Consider the following 22,042-nt stretch of genomic DNA (forward strand, 5'->3'; position numbering starts at 1 on the left):
TCAAGCCTCGGAAGGGGTTTGCTTGTAGTTGAAGCCAATCGGGTGCGGCATATTGCGGGCCTTGGCCAGTTCGATCTGCTTTTGCCGGTCGATGGCGCTGCGACGGGTTTTCTCCGGCAGCTTATCCCAGCAATGCGGGCAACTGATGCCGGCCACGTAGTGCTCGGACGCGCGGTCTTCGACGCTGACCGGTGTGCGGCAGGCATGACATTGATCGTAGTCGCCTTCGCTCAAGTCGTGGCGCACCGTCACGCGATTGTCGAAAACAAAGCAGTCGCCCTGCCACTTGGTCTCTTCCTGCGGCACCTCTTCGAGGTATTTGAGGATGCCGCCCTTGAGATGATAGACCTCGTCAAAGCCCTCACTGAGCATATAGCTCGAGGCTTTCTCGCAGCGAATGCCACCGGTGCAGAACATGGCGACTTTCTTGTGCCTGGCCGGGTCGAAGTTGGCTTTGATGTAGTCGGGGAATTCGCGAAAACTGGTGGTTTTCGGGTCGATCGCGCCTTCAAAGGTGCCAATCGACACTTCGTAGTCGTTGCGGGTGTCGATCAACAGCACTTCGGGGTCGCTGATCAGCGCGTTCCAGTCCTTTGGGTCGACGTAGGTGCCGACCTGTTTGTTCGGGTCGACGCCGTCGACGCCCAAGGTCACGATTTCTTTCTTGAGCTTGACCTTGGTGCGGTAGAACGGCTGCTCGTCGCAGTACGACTCTTTGTGGTCGATGTCGTCCATGCGTGGGTCGTTCTTCAGCCAGGCCATCAGGCCATCGATGCCTTCGCGGCTGCCGGAAACGGTGCCGTTGATGCCTTCTTCGGCGATCAGCAACGTGCCCTTGATGCCGTTGTCGACCATCGCCTGCAACAGTGGCTCGCGCAGGGCGACGTAATCTTCAAGGGTGACGAACTTGTACAGTGCCGCCACGACGATAGGGTGGGTCATGGGTGTTCTCTCCAGGTGGCTACCCTCGTAAGGGGTGAACCGGATAAATAAACGCGCCGGCCAGGCGGCGCGGCGCGCATTCTAGCAAAACCACGCCGCCGCCGCATCGACACACAGCCGCTGATATTGCCTCAACATCCTGGCGGCGATCGACTTCAGCGGTGTGGGTTGCGTACGCCCTCCACTCGGTACTGCTGGCCGCCGAGGTGTTTGAACATCAAACGATAGGCACTGCGACCACGAGAAGCGGCGTAACCGTGCAAGTCAGCAGACCACAGTTGATCTCTGTGGAGATGCCAATGAACCGCGCCAAAACGCCCTTCCTGCAAATGACTGAGGGTAAGGGCGATACTGCGGTCCTCGCGGCTCGACGAACTGATATCTCCAAGCACCTCGGTATTGATCTGCATCCGTGGAGCAGCGCCTCTTATCGCCCTCGGCACCCTCATTGGCAGTTGGGCCTGCGCTTGCCGACCACCGCGTGCGCGACTGGAACCGGCAACCTGTGTCGTCGCCCCCACCTCGAACGTGCTCGCCCCCGCCTGCTGACCGCTCGCGGCAGCGGACTCACGCCCAGGTCTTCGCAGCAGTACCGCGCCATAGCCCATGCGTTTCAACTCAGGCATCGGGTTACGACTGTCCATCAGTACGCCCTCGACGCCCCCCGATTCACCCACAGGCCCCGCATAGCCATAGATGGCCCCTTCCGATGCATGGAGGTAAAGGGACATGCCTCCCTCGGCAGGGCGGCGTGCATAGGCAAAATTCACCAGCCGCTCCGTTTCTTCGTGACTCAACCGCGCCTGCTGCGCCAACTTGATCGCCAGCTCCGAAATATCCCTGGCGAATTGTTCTTCCACTTGTTCGGCGGCCCTTGCCACGGCCTGCGGTTGCATTTGCAGATAGGCATTCAGGCGACTGGTACCAAACAGTACACCGCCCACCAGAGCCCCGATGGAAGCCCCCAACGTCGCATTCCCAAGCAACGCCCCCACGCCCAGGCCCAGCAAGACCAAAAGCAGGAGGATTACAGTACCGCCCTGTATTTGGGTATTTTCCACATCGGCCGGCAGCAGCCCCATTGAATCAACGAATGTGATCGGGTTGTTGAACGCCATGAGATAGGGATTCAACTCTGCCCCGTCCCCTAGGGGGTCGGGGCTTATCCAGCGCTGTAACCAAGGGGCGTAGTAGCGGAAACCGTAGTAATACAAGCCGCTGCTGTCACGCTCTTTGCCTGAATATCGGCGCGTCTTGTAGCGACCCTCCACCTCGCTGCGCGATGCCCACCACGCCGTCCCTCCATAGGGAAAATAACTCTCCTGGCTCAATAACTCTGCCTGTTCGCCCAACTCCAGCCCATGACTCGATTGCTGATCCGTCAGGCAAAAGCGCAGGGTTGCATCGGCTGCTCCCTCATCGAGCCCCAGCTCCCATTGCAAGACCTCAACCGTGCACCGCGCCACTTCAAGACGCACAACATTCAGCCGGCGCAACGGTCGATGGCGAATTTCCAGGCCTGGCAGGTAATACACACGCGCCGTCTGCCGGCTGCCGGCGACCTGCCGGTGCGTGAGCTTGAGCGCGCGCTGGCCGTCGCCTGCGTACACATAGGCCTCCTCATCCGGGTCCCCCTCCTCTCGCAGAATCGTCGTGACCCTGGTCAACTGATTACGCACGTTCCACGCCATCGGCAGGCCACGCCCCAGCTGTTGCTGATTGCCATTGGCATCAAAACCCTGCGCCCACTCGTCAACCGGATGCTCGCTCGACAACGCACGATTACTGCCAGTTGCGACCTGCATGTCGCGGGTATAGCCGACACCACTGGACGGCACATGGCGCAGCCGGGTCAGGTTGCCCCCCTCGTCATAGGCATAGTGCTGGGTATAGTTGCGCCACAAACCGGCGTCGGTCGAACCGAACGAAATACGCGCGGGCAGTGCCGGGCCGATGGCGGCGGCAGTACTTTCCCGGCCTGTGGCCTGGGTCAGTTGGTACAGCGAGTTGTACTCATAGCGACAGGAGGCATCTACTTGCGTGTTGTGGCTCCACCTGGTCGGTTGTGCCTGATCCTGCAGGCTTGAAACATTTCCCACGGGATCATAGTCGTAGCTCAAATCCTGTAGCGGCGCCGCCCGCTCGTTTTTGCGGTACGCCATCAGCCGGCGCATACGGCCATCCTCGGCCCGGTAGGCGGCCAGGCTACTCACGCCATTGCCCAGCAGGGCCGTCTCCACCTGGCCGGCGGCAGTGTAGACGTAGCCCTCTACCACGGTCTTGCGCGTACCACTCTTCAAGGTGAGGTGAATATTTTTCGCCTGCCCGTCCAGCCCATAGGCGAACTGTCGGGCATTGCCCTTGGCGTCGAGCTGTTCCACCGTGGCGCCCAGGGCGTCGAACGCCCAGCGTGTGGTGTAAAGCTCAGGTTGCAGTTGCTGGTCCTGATCGGCCGGGGCAAGCGGCCAGTCAACAGTGCCCGGGGCCTCGCGAAACCGCCGGGTTTGGCGCAGCACCTGCCCGGTCATTCCATAGGCGTCGAACACCTGCGTGCCCGCCGGGTCGGCATGGCGTACCAGGCGGCCACTGCGGTTAAGTGCGCGGTGCTCAGGCGTCGGCGCGGCATACACCAGGCGTTCGACACACCGGAGTCGCGCTTCGTCGGCAGTTTGTTCGAACACCGCCACCGGACGCTGCAAGGTGTCGTAGTCGTGGCGCTGATAGGCACCGCGGCCGTCCCAGGCATGCAACAGCTGTCCCGAGGGCGCCGCCAGCATCAGCCGCATGCCGGCGTCCACATCGTTGCTGCGGATCAAGGTACCAGACAGGCTGTACACCGAGGCCTGATTCGCCGCGGTCAACGGTTCGCGCGATTTAAGGGTAGAAAGGCGCGGGTCCCACTGCTCAAGCAAAAGGCCGCTGGCCCCATAGACTTGACGCCTGACACGGGCCGTCGGCGCAGCCTGGGTGGCAGCGCACAGATAAGCGACGCTGCGCACGGTCAATCCACGGGGGTCGAAGGCCGCAAGCGAGGGCGTGTTTCGATGAAGTGAAGCAGACATGATCACATGACCTCAATTGCACAATGGTCAGCAAAGCCTAGGGTTCATGCCTGCACAGAGGTGGTATCGGTGTATGGATGCCTCAACCGGCAGGGGCCGACGATGCCTGTAGATAGCTATGCCTGGCCCCGTTAACCTGCGTGATAGCGTTTTTCATTGCCCGCCGGACCCATCGGCGGGCGTGAAGGAACGTATGAATATGCAAGCCGACAGCAGCTCCTTGCTCGCCCAACTGATTGATCACGCACACCCTCCCGCCCCCGGTCGGGACGATTTCAACACCGCGCTGCAGCGCCTCGACATTCATTCGGTATTCGACATCGTGCGCCTCAGCGAAAAGGCCTTCGCAGAGCAACTGGCCACCTGCAACGATGACGATGCCCACGCGGTATACCGCAAGGCCAAGAGCGCGGCAGCGCAACTGGAAAGGTTGTTTCGCGAACAGCAGGTCTCGTCGCAGCGCCCTACCCTGCGCGCTAAACGCGATGTCGCCGCCGATACCGATGCCACCTACCAGGCCTTGTTCAACGAAAATCGCGAACAGTTCTGCGCCAACGCGTCCATTGCCGCGGTCGATTCGCCGGCTGCCTACCTGCGCGCGCTTTATCTGTTCGCCCTGCAACTGGAACAGAATGCCAAGGGGGCCGACGTGCTCAAGCTGTCCGCCCGGCGTGCAGACCTCAAGGACCTGTTGATCGACCAACACAGCGTTACGGGCCAGGTGCCCATGTTGTCGATCATCAATCAGACCTTGCTCAGCAATATCGCCGACGCCGACGACGCCTACTCGCTGCTGAGCAACACCTGGTACCCGTTTTCACTGCCGTATCATTTCCACCACCAGCAATGCCGGCTGGGCTTGTCGGGCGACAAGCCGATGTTGGGTGAGTTGAACTATCGCATCAGTCGCCAGTTGCCCCTGGCGGGAGCAACCAGCACTTACGGGCAAGTCGTTACCCGCAACAATGAGGTGCAATGCCTGTTATCCGGGCTGAGCCCTGAACAACAGGCCCTGCTGAAAAGAGACTGGGTAACGGCGCAGGGCGCGCCAACCTTCTATCGCACGTACTTCAACTGGACGGCTGAAAAGGGGCCGGAAGACGTCACTGATTTCCTGCAGCATACGCAACTGGATGCCGAACAACTTCAAGCGCTGCTGGCACAGCAGACACAAGCACCGCGCCAATCGCCAAACTGCAAACAGCCCATCGGCCTCACTTACGGTGCCTGTTACATCAACGGCGCGCTTGCATCTGCCCCCACACTCGCGATCAGCCTGAACAAAGACGCCCCCGCCAAGCTGGTCAACGTGAGCCTTGAACGCTTCGACAGGCTGCAACGGATGATTCGCCTGCAGCGCTGGCTCGGCCTGCCTTTCGCGCAACTGGACACGTTGCTGGTCAGCGCGATGCGCTGCGAAGGCGCCAGCAACCGCGCGCTGCTGATCACCCATAACACCCTTCGGGCGCTGGGGGTCTTTTGCTATCTGAGCAAGCGCTACAGCCTGCAAGCCGAAGAGTTTGCCGCCTGGCTCCATCAGTTGCCCGTTCACGGTTCGGGTGAGCGCGTGTCGTTGTTCGATCAGGTGTTCAACCGCGCGGGTTCGGCCCTGCCTGCGCTGTGTCTGGACGAGCAGGCATTCGACGCAACCACCCGGCAACAACTCTGCGCCGCGCTGGGCCTGCAAGACACCCAGGACTCGCTGCAACTGCTGATCGCCGATGAGCCCGAAACCCGCACGGTCGAGACCGTCAGCGCACTCTATCGGCAAGCGCGAATCGCTCGGCTGTTCGGCTTGTCGGTCATGGAATGCCAGCAACTGCTGCAGTTGCCCGGCACGACGCCCTTTCTTACGCAACTGCGTCACCCAACGCTGAGACGCAAGCCGAAAGGCGTGGCTGACTTTCTCGATATGCTCATGCACCTGGAATGGGCCAGCCGTTGGCTCAAGGAGAATGGCAACAGCCTGTCACTGTTGAGGCACCAGCTATTGCTCGATCAGCAGGTCCAGGACCCGGCCATCAACCTGCTGTTGAAAGAGTTCGCGGCCTATGATCAGGCTTCTCTCTCCAAACAGCTGAACCTGCTTGAACTTCCCCAGCAACCCGCTGATGAAGCAGTTCGCTTGCCCGCCGTGGACTGGGAAGCCCTGGCCCAGCAAGTACTGCAACGGATGCGCTCAAACACGAGCATTGAGATGGCGGTCGAGCAAGCGCTGTCCGCCATTGCCATCAGCACGGACGCTAATCGCACAACCTACTATATCGAGAGAGCCAAACCCAAGCTTCGTACCCTGATGGAGACGGTGCGTAATGAGTTCTGGGCGCTGTATCTACGCCTCAAAGAGATCATCCGCGCCGTACCCCAGCTGCCAGGCGATGCCAACGGTCATCAAAAATATGACAACCATTTCCTGCGCTTGCACGCGCCTGCAGCCCCACCCCTGCAAACCCTCGGCTATCTGATATTGCTGCTCCCCCACGCCGTCGATGTTCTGCAATTGCCGCTCAGCCGCCAGGCGCTTGATCAGTTTCTGATAAACCCACACTGGCTGGACAGTGGCTATCAAGCGTCTTCGGTCCTTGAACTGACCCCGCACACCCTCTACCTCATTCAGCAGTTCAACCAATGCATTGAGCGTTTTGGCCTGACGGAAGGACAAATTCTCGATTACTTCGAACAGGCCAACGCGCAGCCCAATCGCGCGGCACAACACAACACTGAAGAAACCAGCGAGCATCTCGCCCGACTTTTTGGCTGGAGTGCCAGCGAAATAACCGTCTTCAGCAGCCAACTGAACCCTCCACGCATTACCTCCATGGATCGCCTGGACTGGCTGCTGCGCTGCCGCCAAGCCAGCACTGCAACCGGCCTGTCGGCCAACCTGCTGATTGCAGCCAGCCAACTTGAAACCAACTCGACGTTCGCTCAATGGAAGGCCGTCGGTGAGGCGCTCACGAGTGCCCATGCCTCTCCCGTCAACACGCCTTTTCCTACCGACCTGCTCAAGGACTGATCATGTCTCACTCGCTTGACCAACAGCTTAATGAAAGCCTGCGCGACGCCATGCTCGCGTACTACCTCACCCATAAAGTGCCTGATGCGCTCAAGGCAACCATCGGCAATGCCGATGACCTTTATGCGTATTGGCTACTCGACGTACAAGTCAGCCAAGCCGTGCCGACCAGCCCGGTAGCCTGTGCCATTTCCAGCCTGCAGCAATACATCAGCCGTATTGAACTGGGCCTGGAGCCGGGCTATGCCCATCAGGGCATGACCGCGCAACAAAACAAGATCTGGCGCGAACAGTTGCACACCTACCCGCTGTGGAGTGCCAGTCAGCAATTGCACTACCACCCGGCCAACTATCTGGACCCGACGTTACGACGGAACAGGACCGACAATTTTCACCAGTTGCAAAACGACCTCAGCCAATACCGAATTCAAGCGGACACCGTCACCACGGCGGTTCAGCAGTATCTGGCCAGGTTCGAGGAAACCGCCAACATACGCACACTCAACGGCTATATAGACGCCGACTTGAACAACCTGCACAGCGGCACCTATTACTTCGTCGGTAAATCCACCTCCGAGAACACCTATTACTGGCGCTCGCTGGACCTGTCCAGGCGCTCCGGCGCGGTGCTCTTGCAGGACGCCTGGTCAGACTGGAAAAAAATCAACCTGTCGGTCTCCGACGCCACCGCCGAGCAAAGTATCCGGCCGGTGTACTTCAATAGCCGGCTATTTTTCATCTGGGCCGAGTGCATCAAACCCACCCCGTCCAGTTCGTTCAAGCCGGCGCGATCGGATTCGGAGGAAAAGGAAGATCTGGCCGATTGGATCAACACCCACTACGTCAAATTCCGGCTCAATTTTTCGTATAAGAAGCATGACGGCAGTTGGAGCGTGCCTCAGGCGTGCATTGAGCAATATTGCGCCACCGAAGACGTTAACGCATCCAGTTCGGAGCTGCTCAAAGGCATTACGCAAACGGTGGCAATCGTCGACAGCAAGAGCACGCCCGTGCTTTTTTTAAGTGTGCTCGCTACCAGCCGTAAAGATCCCAAACAGCAGGATAATTTCATTGGCAGGTTTTTCCAGGCCGTCCATATCGACCAGTCCTTCACTATCACCACCGTCGCCGATGGCGGCAGCCCCGGACGCTATAGCGTGCTGCCCGGCTCAGCGCTGGCCGAAGAAATAAACCGGCTGATGGAACCCTTCGACCCGTCCCAGAAGACCGAAGTACAGGCCATACTCAAGGGCGAGCTGCAGAGCACTAACGGGTATTACAGCGAATTGCTGCCTGACAGCGCCCGGCAGTTTCTCACGCTCTTCGCTCACAAGAACCAGGGCAACTTGCAGTTTAAAATAGCGCCCAAAGCCGACTACGAAATTACTATCGCGTCGCAAATGATTTTCGAAGAAAACGATCATTGGAATTTTGAAAAAAAACAGACAAACATAAAAAACACCGATACCACTGACGTTTCTTTCGATTCAAACACTCAGGAACTTGTGTTCTCTTCTACTCTCAGTGGCCGTTTCCAGCACCAGTACGCCGTCATCTTGGATAAACAGCAGGATGTCACTATCAAGCTGATGACCCATGATGCGCTGGATGACCCCAAAGCCACTCAACTTAAACTGAGCAAGGGCTCTATGATCAGCGGTGCCTCCACAAAGCAGAGAACTGAGTACTGCGCACTGTATTTAAAAAATTCGACCACCCATGAGGAATTCCCTAACGCTGTAAGTGATGCTGACGGCGCACTGTTTACCCATCGAATAGATGCGCAAAACAACCTTTTGCTGGACGGTAACTATGTCGACAAAAACGCTTTCGTAAATTTATACACACACAAACAGTTCCATATCAACCTCGACCGTTATCACGTCTATACCAGTCCAGAGGATAATAAAAACAAGCTGCATTCGGAAAACACACTGATAGTTCGAAAGGCAAACGTGACCACGCCCAACTTACGCGCCTATAAACACGTCATCATGAGTGCGAACTTCAAAGACTACCCATTCACCGAAAACATCACTGCCAACTCTCATCGCATCATCAGTTTCCAGGACACCGCTCACGAAAGCCTCACCGGGTCCAGTCCCGAATTGCCTGACGGGCATCGGGTCACGACGCGCATTCCGGTGACGCAGGCGCAGATGAAGTCCGGTTTCACCCTGCTACATGGGGTGGTAACGCTTGAGCCTGGCGAAGGCGGCGCGAAAATCCTCGGCTATGCGTTGAATACGACAACCCTGACGCTGACCACACCTGTTTCTGACCCCACGCTCAACCCGCAACTGGCGCCGACGATCAAAAGACTCGAATCGGGCGAACTCGGCACCGCTGAATTCATCGACTTTTCCAACAATTCGGCAAGCCTGCCTGCCGGCATGCCCGCCACCCTGCGCATGAATACCTGTATTGCCGCCAAGCTGGTCCAGGCGGCCAATGTCAGCCTTGACCATTTGTTCTCGTTAACGCCAGAAACCTGGAAAGAGCCGCCACTCACACCTAGCGGCACAGCAGAAGGCATCGACTTCACGGGTGCTAACGGCAAGTATTTCTGGGAGCTGTTCCTGTACGCGCCCTGGCTGATAGCCCATCGCCTGAATCAGGAGCAACGCTATGCCGAAGCGCAAGCCTGGCTCGGCTATCTGTTCGACCCTGGGCGTGCCGCCGAGGCGTCCAGCAAACGGCCTGCCTTTTGGGGTTTGCGCGAACTGGCCCGTGAAGAACGGTTGCCCGGCTACACCAGCCACGATCCCCACGAACTGGCGATACGCTCACCCGTGCATTTTCGCAAGGCGATCTACCTGTTTTACCTGGACATCCTGCTCAATCGCGGCGATGCAGACTATCGCCAGCTCACCCCGGACAGCCTGACCCAAGCCAAACTCTGGTACACCCGAACCCAGCATTTCCTTGGCTCACGCCCCAGGGTCAGCATCACTGAACCGTGGGCGCAAATCACCCTTGGCGCGCTGGCCACGCAGGGATCTGAGGCCCTGGCCAAACTTGAGCAAACCAACTCGACCATCGACGTCAACCTGGCGGTCGAAAGCGATGCACTGCCTTGGCTCACGGACACCGATAATCTGCGCCTGCCTTTCAACGCCGAACTGGTGGCGCGCTGGGACAAGCTCGAAAGCCGTCTGCATAATCTGCGGCACAATCTGGACATCACCGGTAAACCCTTGCACCTGCCGCTCTACGGGGCGCCGCTGTCGCCTCTCAAACTGCTGGCCGCCCAAGGCCAAGGGGCTTTCGGCGAAAGTGGTGCCGCGCCGTTCGTCGACGCGCACGTCGGCCACTATCGCTTCCAGGTCATGTCGGGCCACGCGCTCACGGCCGCCGAAGCGGTGATTCAATTCGGCAGTACGGTGCTGACCCTGATTGAACGCAAGGAACAGGCGGAATATCTGGAGTTACAGCAACAACAGGCGTGGGACCTGGCCAATATCGTCGTGACCCAGCAAACCCAGGCGTTGCAGATCGACGCAAGGAACCGCCAGGCGCTCGACGCCAGCCGACGCATGATCGAGTCGCGGATGCACTACTACGCACACCAGCTCACCGAAGGCATCAGCCCCGGCGAATCCCAGGCAGGCTTGCTCTACCTGATCAGCACCGGGTTCGACACCGCCGCTTGCGCCGCCGCCGCAGCGGCCGGCGTCGCGATGGTGGCACCCAATATCTTCGGTACCAGTGTCGGCGGCTCGCGTTGGGAAGGCCCGTTCTATGCCGCCCAAGCCATCGCCCAAGGCGTTGCCACGGCGCTGCGCGGCACCGCCGCAGACTTGGATCGTTCCGAGCAATTCAACCGCCGGGCGCAAGAGTGGGCCCATGCCCAGGAGCAGGCCCGACTCGAACTGGCCCAGGTCGATGCCCAATTACAGGCCTATGCCGAGCAGGAAAAAGCCACGCGCCTGCAATTGCGCCTGGCCCAGACCTCCCTGGCCCAAGCCTGGTCGAACTATCAATTGTTGGCCAAGCGCTTTTCCAAGGCACAGCTGTATGACTGGCTCAACGCTCAGTTGAGCATGTTCTATTACCAAGTCTATGACCTTAGCCTTTCCCTGTGCCGCAGCGCCCAGGCGTGCTGGCAGTACGAGATAGCGGACTATGCGCGCACGTTTATCCAGCCGGGCGCCTGGAACAACAACTACCGAGGCTATCTGGCGGGTGAAGCCCTGAAGCTGTCGCTGTTGAACATGAACGCGGCCTATTTGAACCATAACGTGCGGGATCTGGAGATCGTCAAGACCATTTCCCTGCGCCACCGCCTGCACGAGTGCGAGCTCTCCCCCCCCGCAACCGACACCTCCCAGACGCCGCCTCCCACGACTGAAGAGAAGTGGACTGCTCATAAACGACAACTGGTCACTAAAGGCACGCTGTGCTTCAAATTACCTGCGGCACTGTTCGAAGAGGATTACCCCGGGCACATCCTGCGACGGATCAAGGGCATCAGCGTATCGTTGCCCGCGACCCTGGGCCCCTATGAAGACATCAAGGCGATACTGACCCAGACTCGCAACCAAATCGAACTGCCCACCGGCGAGCAGCGCACGGACCGGCGTGCCCATCAGCAAATCGCACTGTCCACCGGGCTGGATGACAACGGCCTGTTCACCCTCACGTTCGACAGCAACGAGCGTTACTTGCCGTTCGAATACACGGGGGCCATCTCCGACTGGACCCTGCAATTCCCCAACCCGAGCGGGCAAAAAGCCGTCCTGGAATCCATCAACGATATTGTCATTCACCTGCGCTACACCGCCAGGGCAGCCGCTGCCAGTGGGGGTCAGGCATGAGCGACGACACTTCCATGCTACAGGTCAATACCCCGGCGCTGCCCAAAGGCGGTGCGGCCATCCAGGGCACCGGCAAGGGCTGGGGCGATATCGGCTCCAGCGGTACGGCAAGCTTTGAAATTGCCTTGCCGATTTCGCCCGGCCGTGGCTACGCGCCGGCCATGTCGCTGACCTACCACAGCGGCGCCGGTAACGGCCCCTTCGGCCTGGGCTGGGGGGTGCCCCAGCCTGCCGTCAGCCGGCGCACCTCCCATGGCGTGCCTGGCTACACGATGCACGATGTGCTGGTGGGCCCCGACGCGCAAATCTGGCTACCGGAACGCGACGCCGAGGGCGCGATCATCAGCAGCAGCCACGCGGCATTCAATGGTTTGCCACTGCCCATCGCGTATACGGTCACCCGCCACTTCCCCAGGGTCGAGGGCCGCTTCGACCGTATCGAACACTGGCAATCGGCAACCGACACGGCCGGCTTCTGGTTGATACAGGGTGCCGATGGCAGCCAGCACCTTTACGGAAAAACCGCGCTGGCCCGGATTGCCGATCCAGACCAGCCGCACCATGTGGCGCAGTGGTTGTTGCAGGAAAGCCTGAACGCCCACGGCGAGCACATTTATTATCACTACACGAAAGAAACCGACACCGCGCGCTACCCCAGGGACTGCCGCGCCCGGCATTACCTGCAAAGCGTCTGCTACGGCAACTTCACCGCCAGGGAGCAGGAGCAGCTTTACCTCTGGCAGACCGACGATAAACCGGACATGGGCTGGCACTTTCAATTGCTCTTCGATTATGGCGAACGCGCCCTCGAACTGGATAAGCGCCCGACGTATCTGAAAATCCAGGACTGGCCGACACGGCCCGACCCTTGCTCGGATTTTGCCTTCGGCTTCGAGTTACGCACCCTGCGCCGCTGCGGCCAGATCCTGATGTTTCACCACTTCCCCAAAGAAACGCAAATGGGCGTCGACCCGGTGCTGGTCCAGCGCCTGCTGCTGGAATACCGCATCTCCTCGCAAGTCAGCCTGTTGAGCGCGGTGCATGAGCAAGCCTTCGACAGCGCGGGCAATAGCGTGAGCCGCCCGCCGCTGGAGTGCCTTTATGAGTCGAGCCAGCTCAAGGTTGACCCTGGCCGCTACCAGGCATTCGCTGCATTGCCCAAGCCGCATGGCGGCGCTCGTTATCAACTGGTGGATCTGTATGGCGAAGGCCTGCCCGGTGTGTTGTACCGCGCAGACAAATGTTGGTATTACCATGAACCGCTCAGGCCGCAACACCCGCGCACCAGCAACGAGGTGACCTACGGCGCGGCCGTGGAGCTGACGCGGCTGCCGGTGGCCGACAGCACCCGGCCCATCCACCAGGCGCTGGCCGATGTGACCGGCGACGGGCGTTTGGACTGGCTGGTGGCGGGGCCCGGGATGAACGGTTTTTTCAGCCTTGACGAACAGCGCAACTGGTCAGCCTATACGCCGTTCGATGCATTCCCGTCGGAATTCTTCCACCCGCAGGGCACGCTCGCTGACTTGATGGGGGCAGGCCGTCATGATTTTGCGATGATCGGCCCGCGTAGCGTGCGCCTGTATGAACATCGCCGGGCATCCGGCTTCGCACCCGCCACCGAGGTGCCGCATGGGCCCGACGATGGCTTGCCGGTCATTTCCTCCTCGCCCAACGAACTGGTGGCGTTCAGCGATGTGCTCGCCACCGGCCAACAGCATCTGGTGCGTATCCGGCATAACGAAGTGAAATGTTGGCCGAACCTGGGTCGCGGCCGTTTTGGCCAGGGGTTCGTATTGGCCACGCTGCCGTTGCGTTATCATACGTTCAACGCGGCGCATGTACTGCTCGTCGACCTCAATGGCGGTGGCGCGGCAGACCTGCTGTATTTGAGCGCCGCTCACCTGAGTATTTTCCTCAACAAAGGCGGCAACGGCTTCGAGACACAAGCGATCAACGTACCGTGGCCAGAGGGCGTGCAGTATGACGACCACTGCCAGGTCAGCGTTATCGACGTGCTCGGCCAGGGCTGTCCGAGCCTGATCCTGACCGCTGCCCACCAGAGCTCCATCCACTGGCGCTATGACTTTTTCAGCCACAAGCCCTGGCTCCTCAGGCGCACCGATAACAACATGGGCGCCCAGGCATTGATCAACTATCGCAGCAGTGCCCAGGAGTGGCTGGACGAAAAACGCGAGCTGCATGCCACGGGCCAGCCTGCGATCAGCCGGTTACCCTTTGCGCTGCTGCTGGTCAGCCAACAAAACCAACGGGACGAGATCACCGGCAACCAACTGACCCAGCGCCTGAGCTATCGCCAGGCGTATTACGACCGCCTGGATCGCGAGTTCCGTGGCTTCGGGCTGGTGCTGCAAACCGACACCGAACGCCGCAAGGACGCACGCAACCCGCCAGGTTCCAGCGCAGCCTTGCGCAGCAAAACCTGGTTTCATACCGGTCGCTCCCTTGACATGCCCACCCTCGACCAAAGCCCTCACGACCCGCAAGCCAAGACCCTCGGGCGCACGCTGGTAAGCCGCTACAGGGCGACCGCCCAGGCAGGGCCGCTGGATCATCACGACGACTTGATCAGCGATCCTGCGCCGGCGCTGGCACGCGAAGTGGCCCGTGCACTGAGTGGCAGTGTGCTGCGGGTCGAGGTGATGGCGGCGGACCCGGCGCACGACGCCGTGCCCTACTCGGTCAAACACCAGCGGTATCTGGTCCGCGAACTGGCGCCGGCCAGTGCCCATACGCCCTACGCCCGGTTGCTGCCATTAGCCCTGGAGTCGATCAGCTATCAATATGAAGGCGTGGCAGACGATCCCCTCTGCCAGCACCAGATCAACCTGCGCTGGGACGCCTATGGTTGCCTGGTGCATGGCGTGACCCTGCATTATGCCCGCCGTACCACCGCCAGCGACCCGCCACCCGCCGTGCTGGTGAATGAGCACCAACAGCGCTGGTGGCGCGATACCCATGACAGCGCGCAACAGTCCTATTACCTGAGCGAAACGCTGGCACAGCCGATTCACCTGGACGGCGCACAGCAGTGGCGCCTGGCCTTGCCCTACCGCCAACGAGACAACGCCCTGGTGCTCGGCAAAGCGCCGGCGCCTGGCGGGCTGGCCCCCGCGCGCATCACCTATGAACGGTTCATCGACACTCGCGACGGACCATTGGCCGCAGGGGCTTTACGCACACTGAGCGGCTTGTCGGTACAGCGCTACCGGCAGGCCGGTGGCTTGGGTAAAACCCTGGACCCCGGCGTCGCCACAGCCCAGGCATTGACCGATTACCTGGAAACCGCCGAGCTGGATGACCAGGCCTTGAAGGTTTACAACGACATCCCGGCCATGCCCAACCAACCCACGGTGGACCTGGTGCAAACGCTCACCGAGAGTGGCTATCGCACCATGGCGATGTTTTTTCTGTTCGACGGCGAGGCGCCGCCCGCGCAAAACCGCCTGTGGTCGATTTGCCGCCACTTTCCCCGTTATGACAAGCCCAGCCGGTTTTGTCGGTTGAGGGCCCTGCAGGCCACCAAGGCCCACGGCGAAACGACCCTTCAATACGACGCCTACACGCTGCAAACCCTGCGGGTGAAAGCCCCCGACGATTGCGTGACCGTAGCCGAATACGACTATCGATTGCTGCTGCCGACAAAAATCGTCGACCCAAACGGCACGGTTCAAGAGGCGCTTTATGACGGTTTTGGACAGTTGCTTGCCAGCAGCTTTCACGGCCATGAACAAAGCCTCAGGGTGGGCTTCGCCGCGCTGGACAGCTACCGTCCGCTCGAGCATGTAACGCCTGGGTCTGCCATCGAACAGGCGCAAAGCGTGTTGCAAGACATGGCCAGCGCGCACTGCTACGCCCCGTTCAGTTGGATGGGCAGCATCGACCCGGCCCAGGTCAAGCCCGAGTGGATTACCAAAGGCTACCTGCTCCCCGGCGGGCATATCCGCATGAGCGCGCGATTGCGCCTGAGTGACGGTCGTCAAACGCTCAGCGACAGCGAAGTACAACTCAAGGCGCTGATCGATGCGGCCAGCCGGACGCCGGTACATGGGCTCGTGCTGCAAGCCGACCGCTACCCCGGCGATGCCGAACGACAGGTGCGCATGACCTTGACCTGCTGGGATGGCTTCGGCCGTTCATTGCAGACCAAGCAGAAGACCGAACCAGGCCCGGCCCATGCAGTCGACGAGAAGGGCGACCTGTTGGTCGACAAGCTGGCGGATGCATCCGGCATCTTAAAGCAGCAGCTGCGCCAAGTGCACGCCGCCCCCCGCTGGCGCGTCAGCGAGCGTGTCGAATACAACAACAAGGGCTTGGTCATACGCCTCTATCGCGCCTACTTCGCCAACAGCCACGCCTACGTCAACGATCACTCCATGCGCGAGCTGGGCCACAGCGACCGGCAATTGTATGACCCTCTCGGGCGCCCGACACAGACACTCACCGCAGGAGGATTCATGCGGCGCACCACCTATTGGGCCTGGTACACCGTCAATGAGGACGAAAACGACACCTACGACGAGCTGCACCCCGCCCAGGTACTGACTGACAACCCCTGAGGGCTGTCGATAGGTAAACAACTTTTGGTAACACGCAAACATGGGCCGCCGCGACGGCCCATCCTTGTGCTTGTCAGGATCGCCGGGCTGCGCTCCAGTTCGAGGCAAGGGTTGTGTACCCGCGCCTGGCATACACTACGAAAAAGCCGCGCCATTCGGTCAGTGCTGCAATCAGGCCGCGGGCCACCCTCACTATCGTGCGAGTGCTCCCGCTTTGCGCAGCCTGGGGCAGGCCCGTGAGCGCAACGGCCAACGCCTCAATCCCGGTCGCGGCCCAGTACGTCCACACCTGATTGAACATTCTGCTTAGCCCGCCGTGCATCAGCGCTGCAGGGTCCGGCGTCTGCACGGTCAGGCCATGGGCATCGTGGGCGGCCGTGGAGTGACCGCTACGAATCATCGCTCCCATCGCCCCATCGTAGGCTTCAACTGCGGGGGACACATTGGGTTGCATCAGCGCAGGCACTTCGCCGCCGTACACCGCGTTGGCGACGGTGGCGACCGCGTACGCTGCCGTCGCGCCGGCGGTGCGGCCGAGCCTGGCCCGCAGGGGCGTGCTGCCCCAGGATGACCCGCTGCCGTGACCACGCATGATCTGCTGCATCAGTTCCCTGGAGAGCGAGCGAACATGCCCGCTCAACCGTTGCACCGCTATGGGGTCCCACTGTTCCTCGGTTTGAACGCTCAGCGTGTCAACCTGGACGGCATATGCAGCGCCCACAAGGCTTGCCGAAATAGCACCGATCTGTGGCGCCATGCGGGTCCAGTTACCGGCGATACCGGTGCTCATATGGAACGTGGCCAGGGCATCCAGCGCGACGACGCTATAGCGCAAGGCCTGATTGCGTTCCGGCGTGGGCTGGAGAGTGCTGAATACCGCCAGCTCGACACCCGTCGCGACGGCATTGGCGATATAGGTAGATAAACCATCGCGAATCGCGGCCGACGAGGCCGCTTGTATCCTCGAGCGCATAATCCACCCTATATTCGCCAGCCTGCGGCTGATGGAAAGCCTGCGTATTTGTTTGTCCCGGGGCGCCTCCAAAGCCGGGGTTGCGGCCAGCCCTTGCGCATCGTCCCTGGTGACCGGGTTACCGCCAACCATCGCGTACAGGTTCAAGCCATCGGCATCGCCGGTCGGGTCCGGGCTGATCCAGCGGCATAACCACGGTGCGTAGTACCTGTAGCCGTAGTAAGACAGCCCGCTGGCATCGCGCTCCTTGCCTGAATAACGGATGAACCGGTAACTCGCCTCGCTGGCGTTTTTTGCCGCCCACCACGCGGTCCCACCATAGGGGTAATAACTTTCCTGGCTGAGCAGTTGCGCCTGCTCGCCCAGTTCCAGGCTGCTGCTGCCCAAGTGGTCCGACAAGCCGTAACGGATCTGCGCGTCCTGGCGCCCTCTCGAAGGGTGGCGATCCCAAAGCAGGACACGGACGGTGGTGGTTCCGGCATCGAGGTTGAGGACATTCAGTTGCTCCCCCGTTGCGCTGTCATGGCGAATTTCCAGTCCCGGCAAGTAGCGCACCTCGGCGGTGTGCATCACGCCCCGGGCCTGGGCGACCCGGCGTTTGAGGATGCGCTGGCCGGTGGCATCGTAGGCGTAGCGTTCTTCATCGTCGTTGCCGCCCGCGCGTCGTACCTGCGTGAGGCGCACCAGTTGATTGCGCACATCCCAGCCCATCGGGTGGTCGCCTGCCAGCGCTTGCAGGTTGCCGTTGCGGTCAAAGCCCTGGCCCAACCCCGGCGCGGTGGTGCCATCGGCCTGGGGCAGAAAATGATTGCTGCCTGCGGCCACGCTCATCTGCCGCGTGAAGCCCGTGCCGCTGCTGGGCACATGTTGCAACGTGAGCACGTTGCCGGCGGCGTCATAGCTGAACCGCTGGGTGTAGCGACGCCATACGCTGTCGTCAGTCGAGCCAAACGCTACCCTGGCCGGTAACGCCGGGCCTCCCGGGTTGCCGGCGGTTTCGCGGCCGGTGGCCTTGGTCAGTTGCGACAACGTGTCGTACTCATAAAGGCTGGCCGAACCGACTTGGGTGTTGCTGGACCATTGCGTCGGCTGGGCAAGGTCGTCGACCCGCACGACGTTGCCAACGCCGTCATAGGCGTAGCGCAGGTCTTGCAGCGCCGCACCCGGTTGTGCGGGCAGATGGGCAGTCATTCGCCGCAAGCGACCATCGAACTCACGGTAGTGCATGGCCCGCACAACGCCATTGCCGGCGCGCTCGCCAAGCACCTGGCCGGCTGCATTGTAGCGGCGCTCGCCCAGCACCTGCGTACGCACGCCGCCTCTGGGCGTCACAGCGATACTCGCCGGTTGGCCGTCAATGCCGTAGGCGTAGTCGAAGCGATTGCCCTTGGCGTCCGTGTGATGCAACCGCTCACCCAGGGCGTTAAACCCCACGGATGTCTGGAACGTCTCGGCCTCCAGGCGCTGCTCGCGTTGTGCATCGGGCTGCGGCCAATCCAGCGCGGCACCCGCCAGCCGGAAGCGTCGGGTTTGCTGCGCAACCTGCGCGTGCAGCCCATACGCCTCGTGGAACAATGAGCCGCCGCCGTCATCGTGGCGAATCACCCGGCCACAGCGGTTGCGTGCGACCTCTTCAGCCGAGGATAAAGCATAGGCAAGACGCTCGACGCACCGCGCTTGCTCGTCACTGACCGCTTGCTCGAACACGGCGACCAGACGCAGATACTGATCGTAGCGATGAGCCTGGTGCGCGCCCCGCCCATCCCATTCTTCCAGTAAATGCCCGGCCTCCCCCATCAGCGTCAGCCGCCAGCCGGCATCCACACTGTCGGTGCGCAACGCTTGTCCGCCAAGGCTATAGACCGTGCGTTGATTGGGCGCAGCGTCCGGCTGTGCGCGGGCCAACTGCAACAAACGCGGGTCCCATTGTTCAATCATCAAGCCCGTACTGCCAAACACTTGACGATGAACGCGCACCTGCGGTTCAACCTCTGGACTTGCGCGGTGGTAGTTGATGTTACGAACAATTAACCCACGCGGGTCGACTGCGGCCAGGGACGGCGTGTTTCGATGGATGGAATCAGGCATGACCTCAAGACCTTATTGCTCAATAAGTAGTCCTGAAAGCCTAGGGATGCGGGGGTGGAGCAAGGTGGTGCTGGAGGATGTTTTGTGTATCCGGGTACTGGCATCGCCCCGACCCGCTCGCGCGGGTCGAGGCTGCGCTCAATGCCCGCCGGCGCAGGTCGGCGAAGCCGGCGCTGCGTCGATGTTCGCCCATTCTTCAGGCGTGTAGGTATGCAGCGCCAGCGCATGAAACTCGTTCATCAGGTCACCCAGGCTGGCATAGACCTTCTGGTGGCGCTTGACGCGGTTGAGCCCCTCGAATTGCTGGCTGACCAGCACGGCCTTGAAGTGGGTCTGCAACCCACGGCTGTGCATGTGGCTCTCATCCAGCACGCTCAAGTGTTGCGGGCCCAGGGCGGCGAGTGCCGTTTCGATACGCTGTTGCATGGTCATTCCTGCTTACTTCTTCTTGGCCGGTGCGGCGGCTTTGGGCGTCAGCTCGTTGGTCATGTCTTCCAACAGCTTGTTCACCACCGGCACGGCGCTTTCCAGCTTGGCCTGGGTCATCTGGGCCGACTGCTGGGTCAGTTGCGGCATTTTTTCCAGGACTTTCTTGCCCAGTGGCGACTGGTAGAAGGCAACCAGGTCCTTGAGCTCCGATTCGCTGAAGTTGGTGGTGTAGAGCTTGACCATGTCCGGCTTCAGCTTCGGCCAGCCGATAGCCTGGTCCAAGGCGGCATTGGCCTTGGCCTGGTAGCTGTCGAGAACCGACTGCTTGGCGGCAGGCGCCTTGGTCTGTTCGAAACGCTGGGCGAACATTTGTTGCACTTGCATGTATACCGGGGTACCCAGCTTGTCAGCGTGGGCCAGGGTAAGGAAGGCTTCGGCACTGGCGTTGTGGCTGGCGGTATCGGCAAAAACCTGGCCGCTGGCGCAAACCAGAGCAACCGCGGTACAGATGGCACGAAGACGAGTCATCGAGTTTCCTTTCTAGCAGGCGAGGTAAAACCCCAAGGGCGACCATTCTGCGCCTAAAAAACCTCGCGGCTCAACCCCAGGCCTTGTCGGGCCTGGTTTTGCGGGGGGCAAATCCGATGAAGCGTGTTTTTTGGAACCCCCTGGGCCGATCACAGCCTAAACTGCGCAAACGAACCTGAAGGAGTGTGCCCGATGAGCCGTATCGAAACTGACAGCCTGGGAGACGTCCACGTCCCGGATGACGCTTACTGGGGCGCCCAGACCCAACGTTCGCTGGTGAACTTCGCCATCGGCGAACAGCGCATGCCGCTCGCGGTGCTGCATGCCCTGGCCCTGATCAAGAAGGCGGCTGCACGGGTCAACGACCGTAACGGCGACTTGCCCGCCGACATCGCCCGCCTGATCGAACAGGCCGCCGACGAAGTGCTGGACGGCCAGCATGACGACCAGTTCCCGCTGGTAGTGTGGCAGACCGGCAGCGGCACCCAGAGCAACATGAACGCCAACGAAGTGATCGCCGGCCGCGCCAATGAACTGGCCGGCAACAACCGCGGCGGCAAAAGCCCGGTGCACCCCAACGACCATGTGAACCGCTCGCAGAGCTCCAATGACTGCTTCCCCACGGCCATGAGCATTGCCACCGTCAAGGCGGTTCACGAGCAGTTGCTGCCGGCCATCACGGTGTTGTCCGGTGGGCTGGCGGAATTGGCGGCGCGGCATATGAAGCTGGTCAAGACCGGCCGCACCCACATGATGGACGCAACACCGATCACCTTCGGCCAGGAAGTCTCGGCGTTTATCGCGCAGCTGGACTATGCCGAACGCGCCATCCGCAGCGCCCTGCCCGCCGTGTGCGAGCTGGCCCAGGGCGGCACCGCCGTCGGCACCGGGCTCAATTCGCCCCACGGCTTTGGCGAGGCGATTGCCGCCGAGCTGGCGGCGTTGTCGGGCTTGCCGTTCGTCACAGCACCGAACAAATTCGCCGCCCTCTCCGGCCATGAGCCGCTGGTGACCTTGCACGGCGCGCTGAAAACCCTCGCCGTGGCGCTGATGAAACTGGCCAACGACCTGCGCCTGCTGGGCTCCGGCCCTCGCGCCGGGCTGGCCGAAGTCAAATTGCCAGCCAACGAACCGGGCAGCTCGATCATGCCCGGCAAGGTCAACCCCACCCAGTGCGAAGCGCTGTCGATGCTGGCCTGCCAGGTGCTGGGAAACGACGTGACCATTGGCATCGCCGCAAGCCAAGGGCACCTGCAGTTGAACGTGTACAAACCGGTGATCATCCACAACCTGCTGGAATCGATCCGCCTGCTGGCCGATGGCTGCAACAACTTCCAGGAACACTGCATCGCCGGCCTCGAACCGGACGCCGAACAGATGGCCGAACACCTGGAACGCGGGCTGATGCTGGTGACCGCGCTGAACCCGCATATCGGCTATGACAAATCCGCGCAGATCGCCAAGAAGGCCTATGCCGAAGGGCTGACACTGCGCGAAGCGGCGCTGGCGCTGGGCTATCTGACCGATGAGCAGTTCGACCAGTGGGTACGCCCGGAGAATATGCTGGAAGCCGGGCACTAAGCGCCAAAGGCAAATGTGGGAGGGGC

The 22,042-nt window shown here is 61.0% G+C and carries 9 protein-coding genes; 4 read left to right on the forward strand and 5 right to left on the reverse strand.

Features of this window, described 5'->3' with window-relative positions; genetic code table 11:
- Together C4J88_RS18235 and C4J88_RS18240 are read right to left on the reverse strand one after the other, a co-directional pair.
- A complete protein-coding gene (locus C4J88_RS18235; protein ID WP_124407762.1) occupies positions 1–942 on the reverse strand; it encodes a rhodanese-related sulfurtransferase in 942 nt (313 codons plus the stop codon).
- 155 nt (positions 943–1,097) lie between these two features.
- Positions 1,098–4,004: an RHS repeat-associated core domain-containing protein gene (locus C4J88_RS18240; RefSeq protein ID WP_124407763.1), complete on the reverse strand. Its 2,907-nt coding sequence runs from the start codon at positions 4,002–4,004 to the stop codon at positions 1,098–1,100.
- A 193-nt stretch (positions 4,005–4,197) separates the two neighbouring features.
- On the opposite strand from C4J88_RS18240, the gene C4J88_RS18245 reads away from it, so the two are divergent.
- From C4J88_RS18245 to C4J88_RS18255, 3 genes are read left to right on the forward strand one after another with little or no spacing between them, the layout of a single operon-like run.
- Positions 4,198–7,020, forward strand: coding sequence for a Tc toxin subunit A (locus C4J88_RS18245; protein ID WP_124407764.1), 2,823 nt, complete (start codon positions 4,198–4,200; stop codon positions 7,018–7,020).
- A 2-nt stretch (positions 7,021–7,022) separates the two neighbouring features.
- Entirely contained in the window at positions 7,023–11,837 is a 4,815-nt protein-coding gene (locus tag C4J88_RS18250; RefSeq protein WP_124407765.1) for a neuraminidase-like domain-containing protein, read from the forward strand.
- Positions 11,834–16,417: a SpvB/TcaC N-terminal domain-containing protein gene (locus C4J88_RS18255; protein ID WP_124407766.1), complete on the forward strand. Its 4,584-nt coding sequence runs from the start codon at positions 11,834–11,836 to the stop codon at positions 16,415–16,417. The genes C4J88_RS18250 and C4J88_RS18255 overlap by 4 nt, the downstream gene beginning before the upstream one ends.
- Positions 16,418–16,490: 73 nt before the next feature.
- Here C4J88_RS18255 and C4J88_RS18260 read toward each other — a convergent pair whose 3' ends face one another.
- The 3 genes from C4J88_RS18260 to C4J88_RS18270 all read right to left on the reverse strand — a co-directional run bounded on the left by C4J88_RS18260 (position 16,491) and on the right by C4J88_RS18270 (position 20,435).
- Complete coding sequence (locus tag C4J88_RS18260; protein WP_124407767.1) at positions 16,491–19,478, reverse strand: RHS repeat-associated core domain-containing protein; 2,988 nt, start codon at positions 19,476–19,478, stop codon at positions 16,491–16,493.
- A 138-nt stretch (positions 19,479–19,616) separates the two neighbouring features.
- Positions 19,617–19,910 carry a BolA family transcriptional regulator gene (locus tag C4J88_RS18265; protein WP_124407768.1) on the reverse strand — a complete coding sequence of 98 codons (294 nt, stop codon included), beginning with the start codon at positions 19,908–19,910 and terminating at the stop codon, positions 19,617–19,619.
- Positions 19,911–19,916: 6 nt separating this feature from the next.
- Positions 19,917–20,435, reverse strand: a complete 519-nt coding sequence (locus tag C4J88_RS18270) for a DUF2059 domain-containing protein (protein ID WP_003236690.1) — start codon at positions 20,433–20,435, stop codon at positions 19,917–19,919.
- 192 nt (positions 20,436–20,627) lie between these two features.
- Here C4J88_RS18270 and C4J88_RS18275 point away from each other — a divergent pair, with 192 nt between their 5' ends.
- Positions 20,628–22,016 (forward strand): class II fumarate hydratase, encoded by a 1,389-nt coding sequence (locus tag C4J88_RS18275; protein ID WP_124371345.1) that lies wholly within the window; start codon positions 20,628–20,630, stop codon positions 22,014–22,016.
- Positions 22,017–22,042 lie beyond the last annotated feature (26 nt).

Origin of the sequence: Pseudomonas sp. R4-39-08, from assembly GCF_003852275.1 — a bacterium.
GTDB lineage: Bacteria > Pseudomonadota > Gammaproteobacteria > Pseudomonadales > Pseudomonadaceae > Aquipseudomonas.

Bases quoted from the DNA above. Each gene is read 5' to 3' on its own strand.
- C4J88_RS18235 (WP_124407762.1), bottom strand. From the start codon at position 942: ATGACCCACCCTATCGTCGTGGCGGCACTGTACAAGTTCGTCACCCTT.
- C4J88_RS18240 (WP_124407763.1), bottom strand. From the start codon at position 4,004: ATGTCTGCTTCACTTCATCGAAACACGCCCTCGCTTGCGGCCTTCGAC.
- C4J88_RS18245 (WP_124407764.1), top strand. From the start codon at position 4,198: ATGAATATGCAAGCCGACAGCAGCTCCTTGCTCGCCCAACTGATTGAT.
- C4J88_RS18250 (WP_124407765.1), top strand. From the start codon at position 7,023: ATGTCTCACTCGCTTGACCAACAGCTTAATGAAAGCCTGCGCGACGCC.
- C4J88_RS18255 (WP_124407766.1), top strand. From the start codon at position 11,834: ATGAGCGACGACACTTCCATGCTACAGGTCAATACCCCGGCGCTGCCC.
- C4J88_RS18260 (WP_124407767.1), bottom strand. From the start codon at position 19,478: ATGCCTGATTCCATCCATCGAAACACGCCGTCCCTGGCCGCAGTCGAC.
- C4J88_RS18265 (WP_124407768.1), bottom strand. From the start codon at position 19,910: ATGACCATGCAACAGCGTATCGAAACGGCACTCGCCGCCCTGGGCCCG.
- C4J88_RS18270 (WP_003236690.1), bottom strand. From the start codon at position 20,435: ATGACTCGTCTTCGTGCCATCTGTACCGCGGTTGCTCTGGTTTGCGCC.
- C4J88_RS18275 (WP_124371345.1), top strand. From the start codon at position 20,628: ATGAGCCGTATCGAAACTGACAGCCTGGGAGACGTCCACGTCCCGGAT.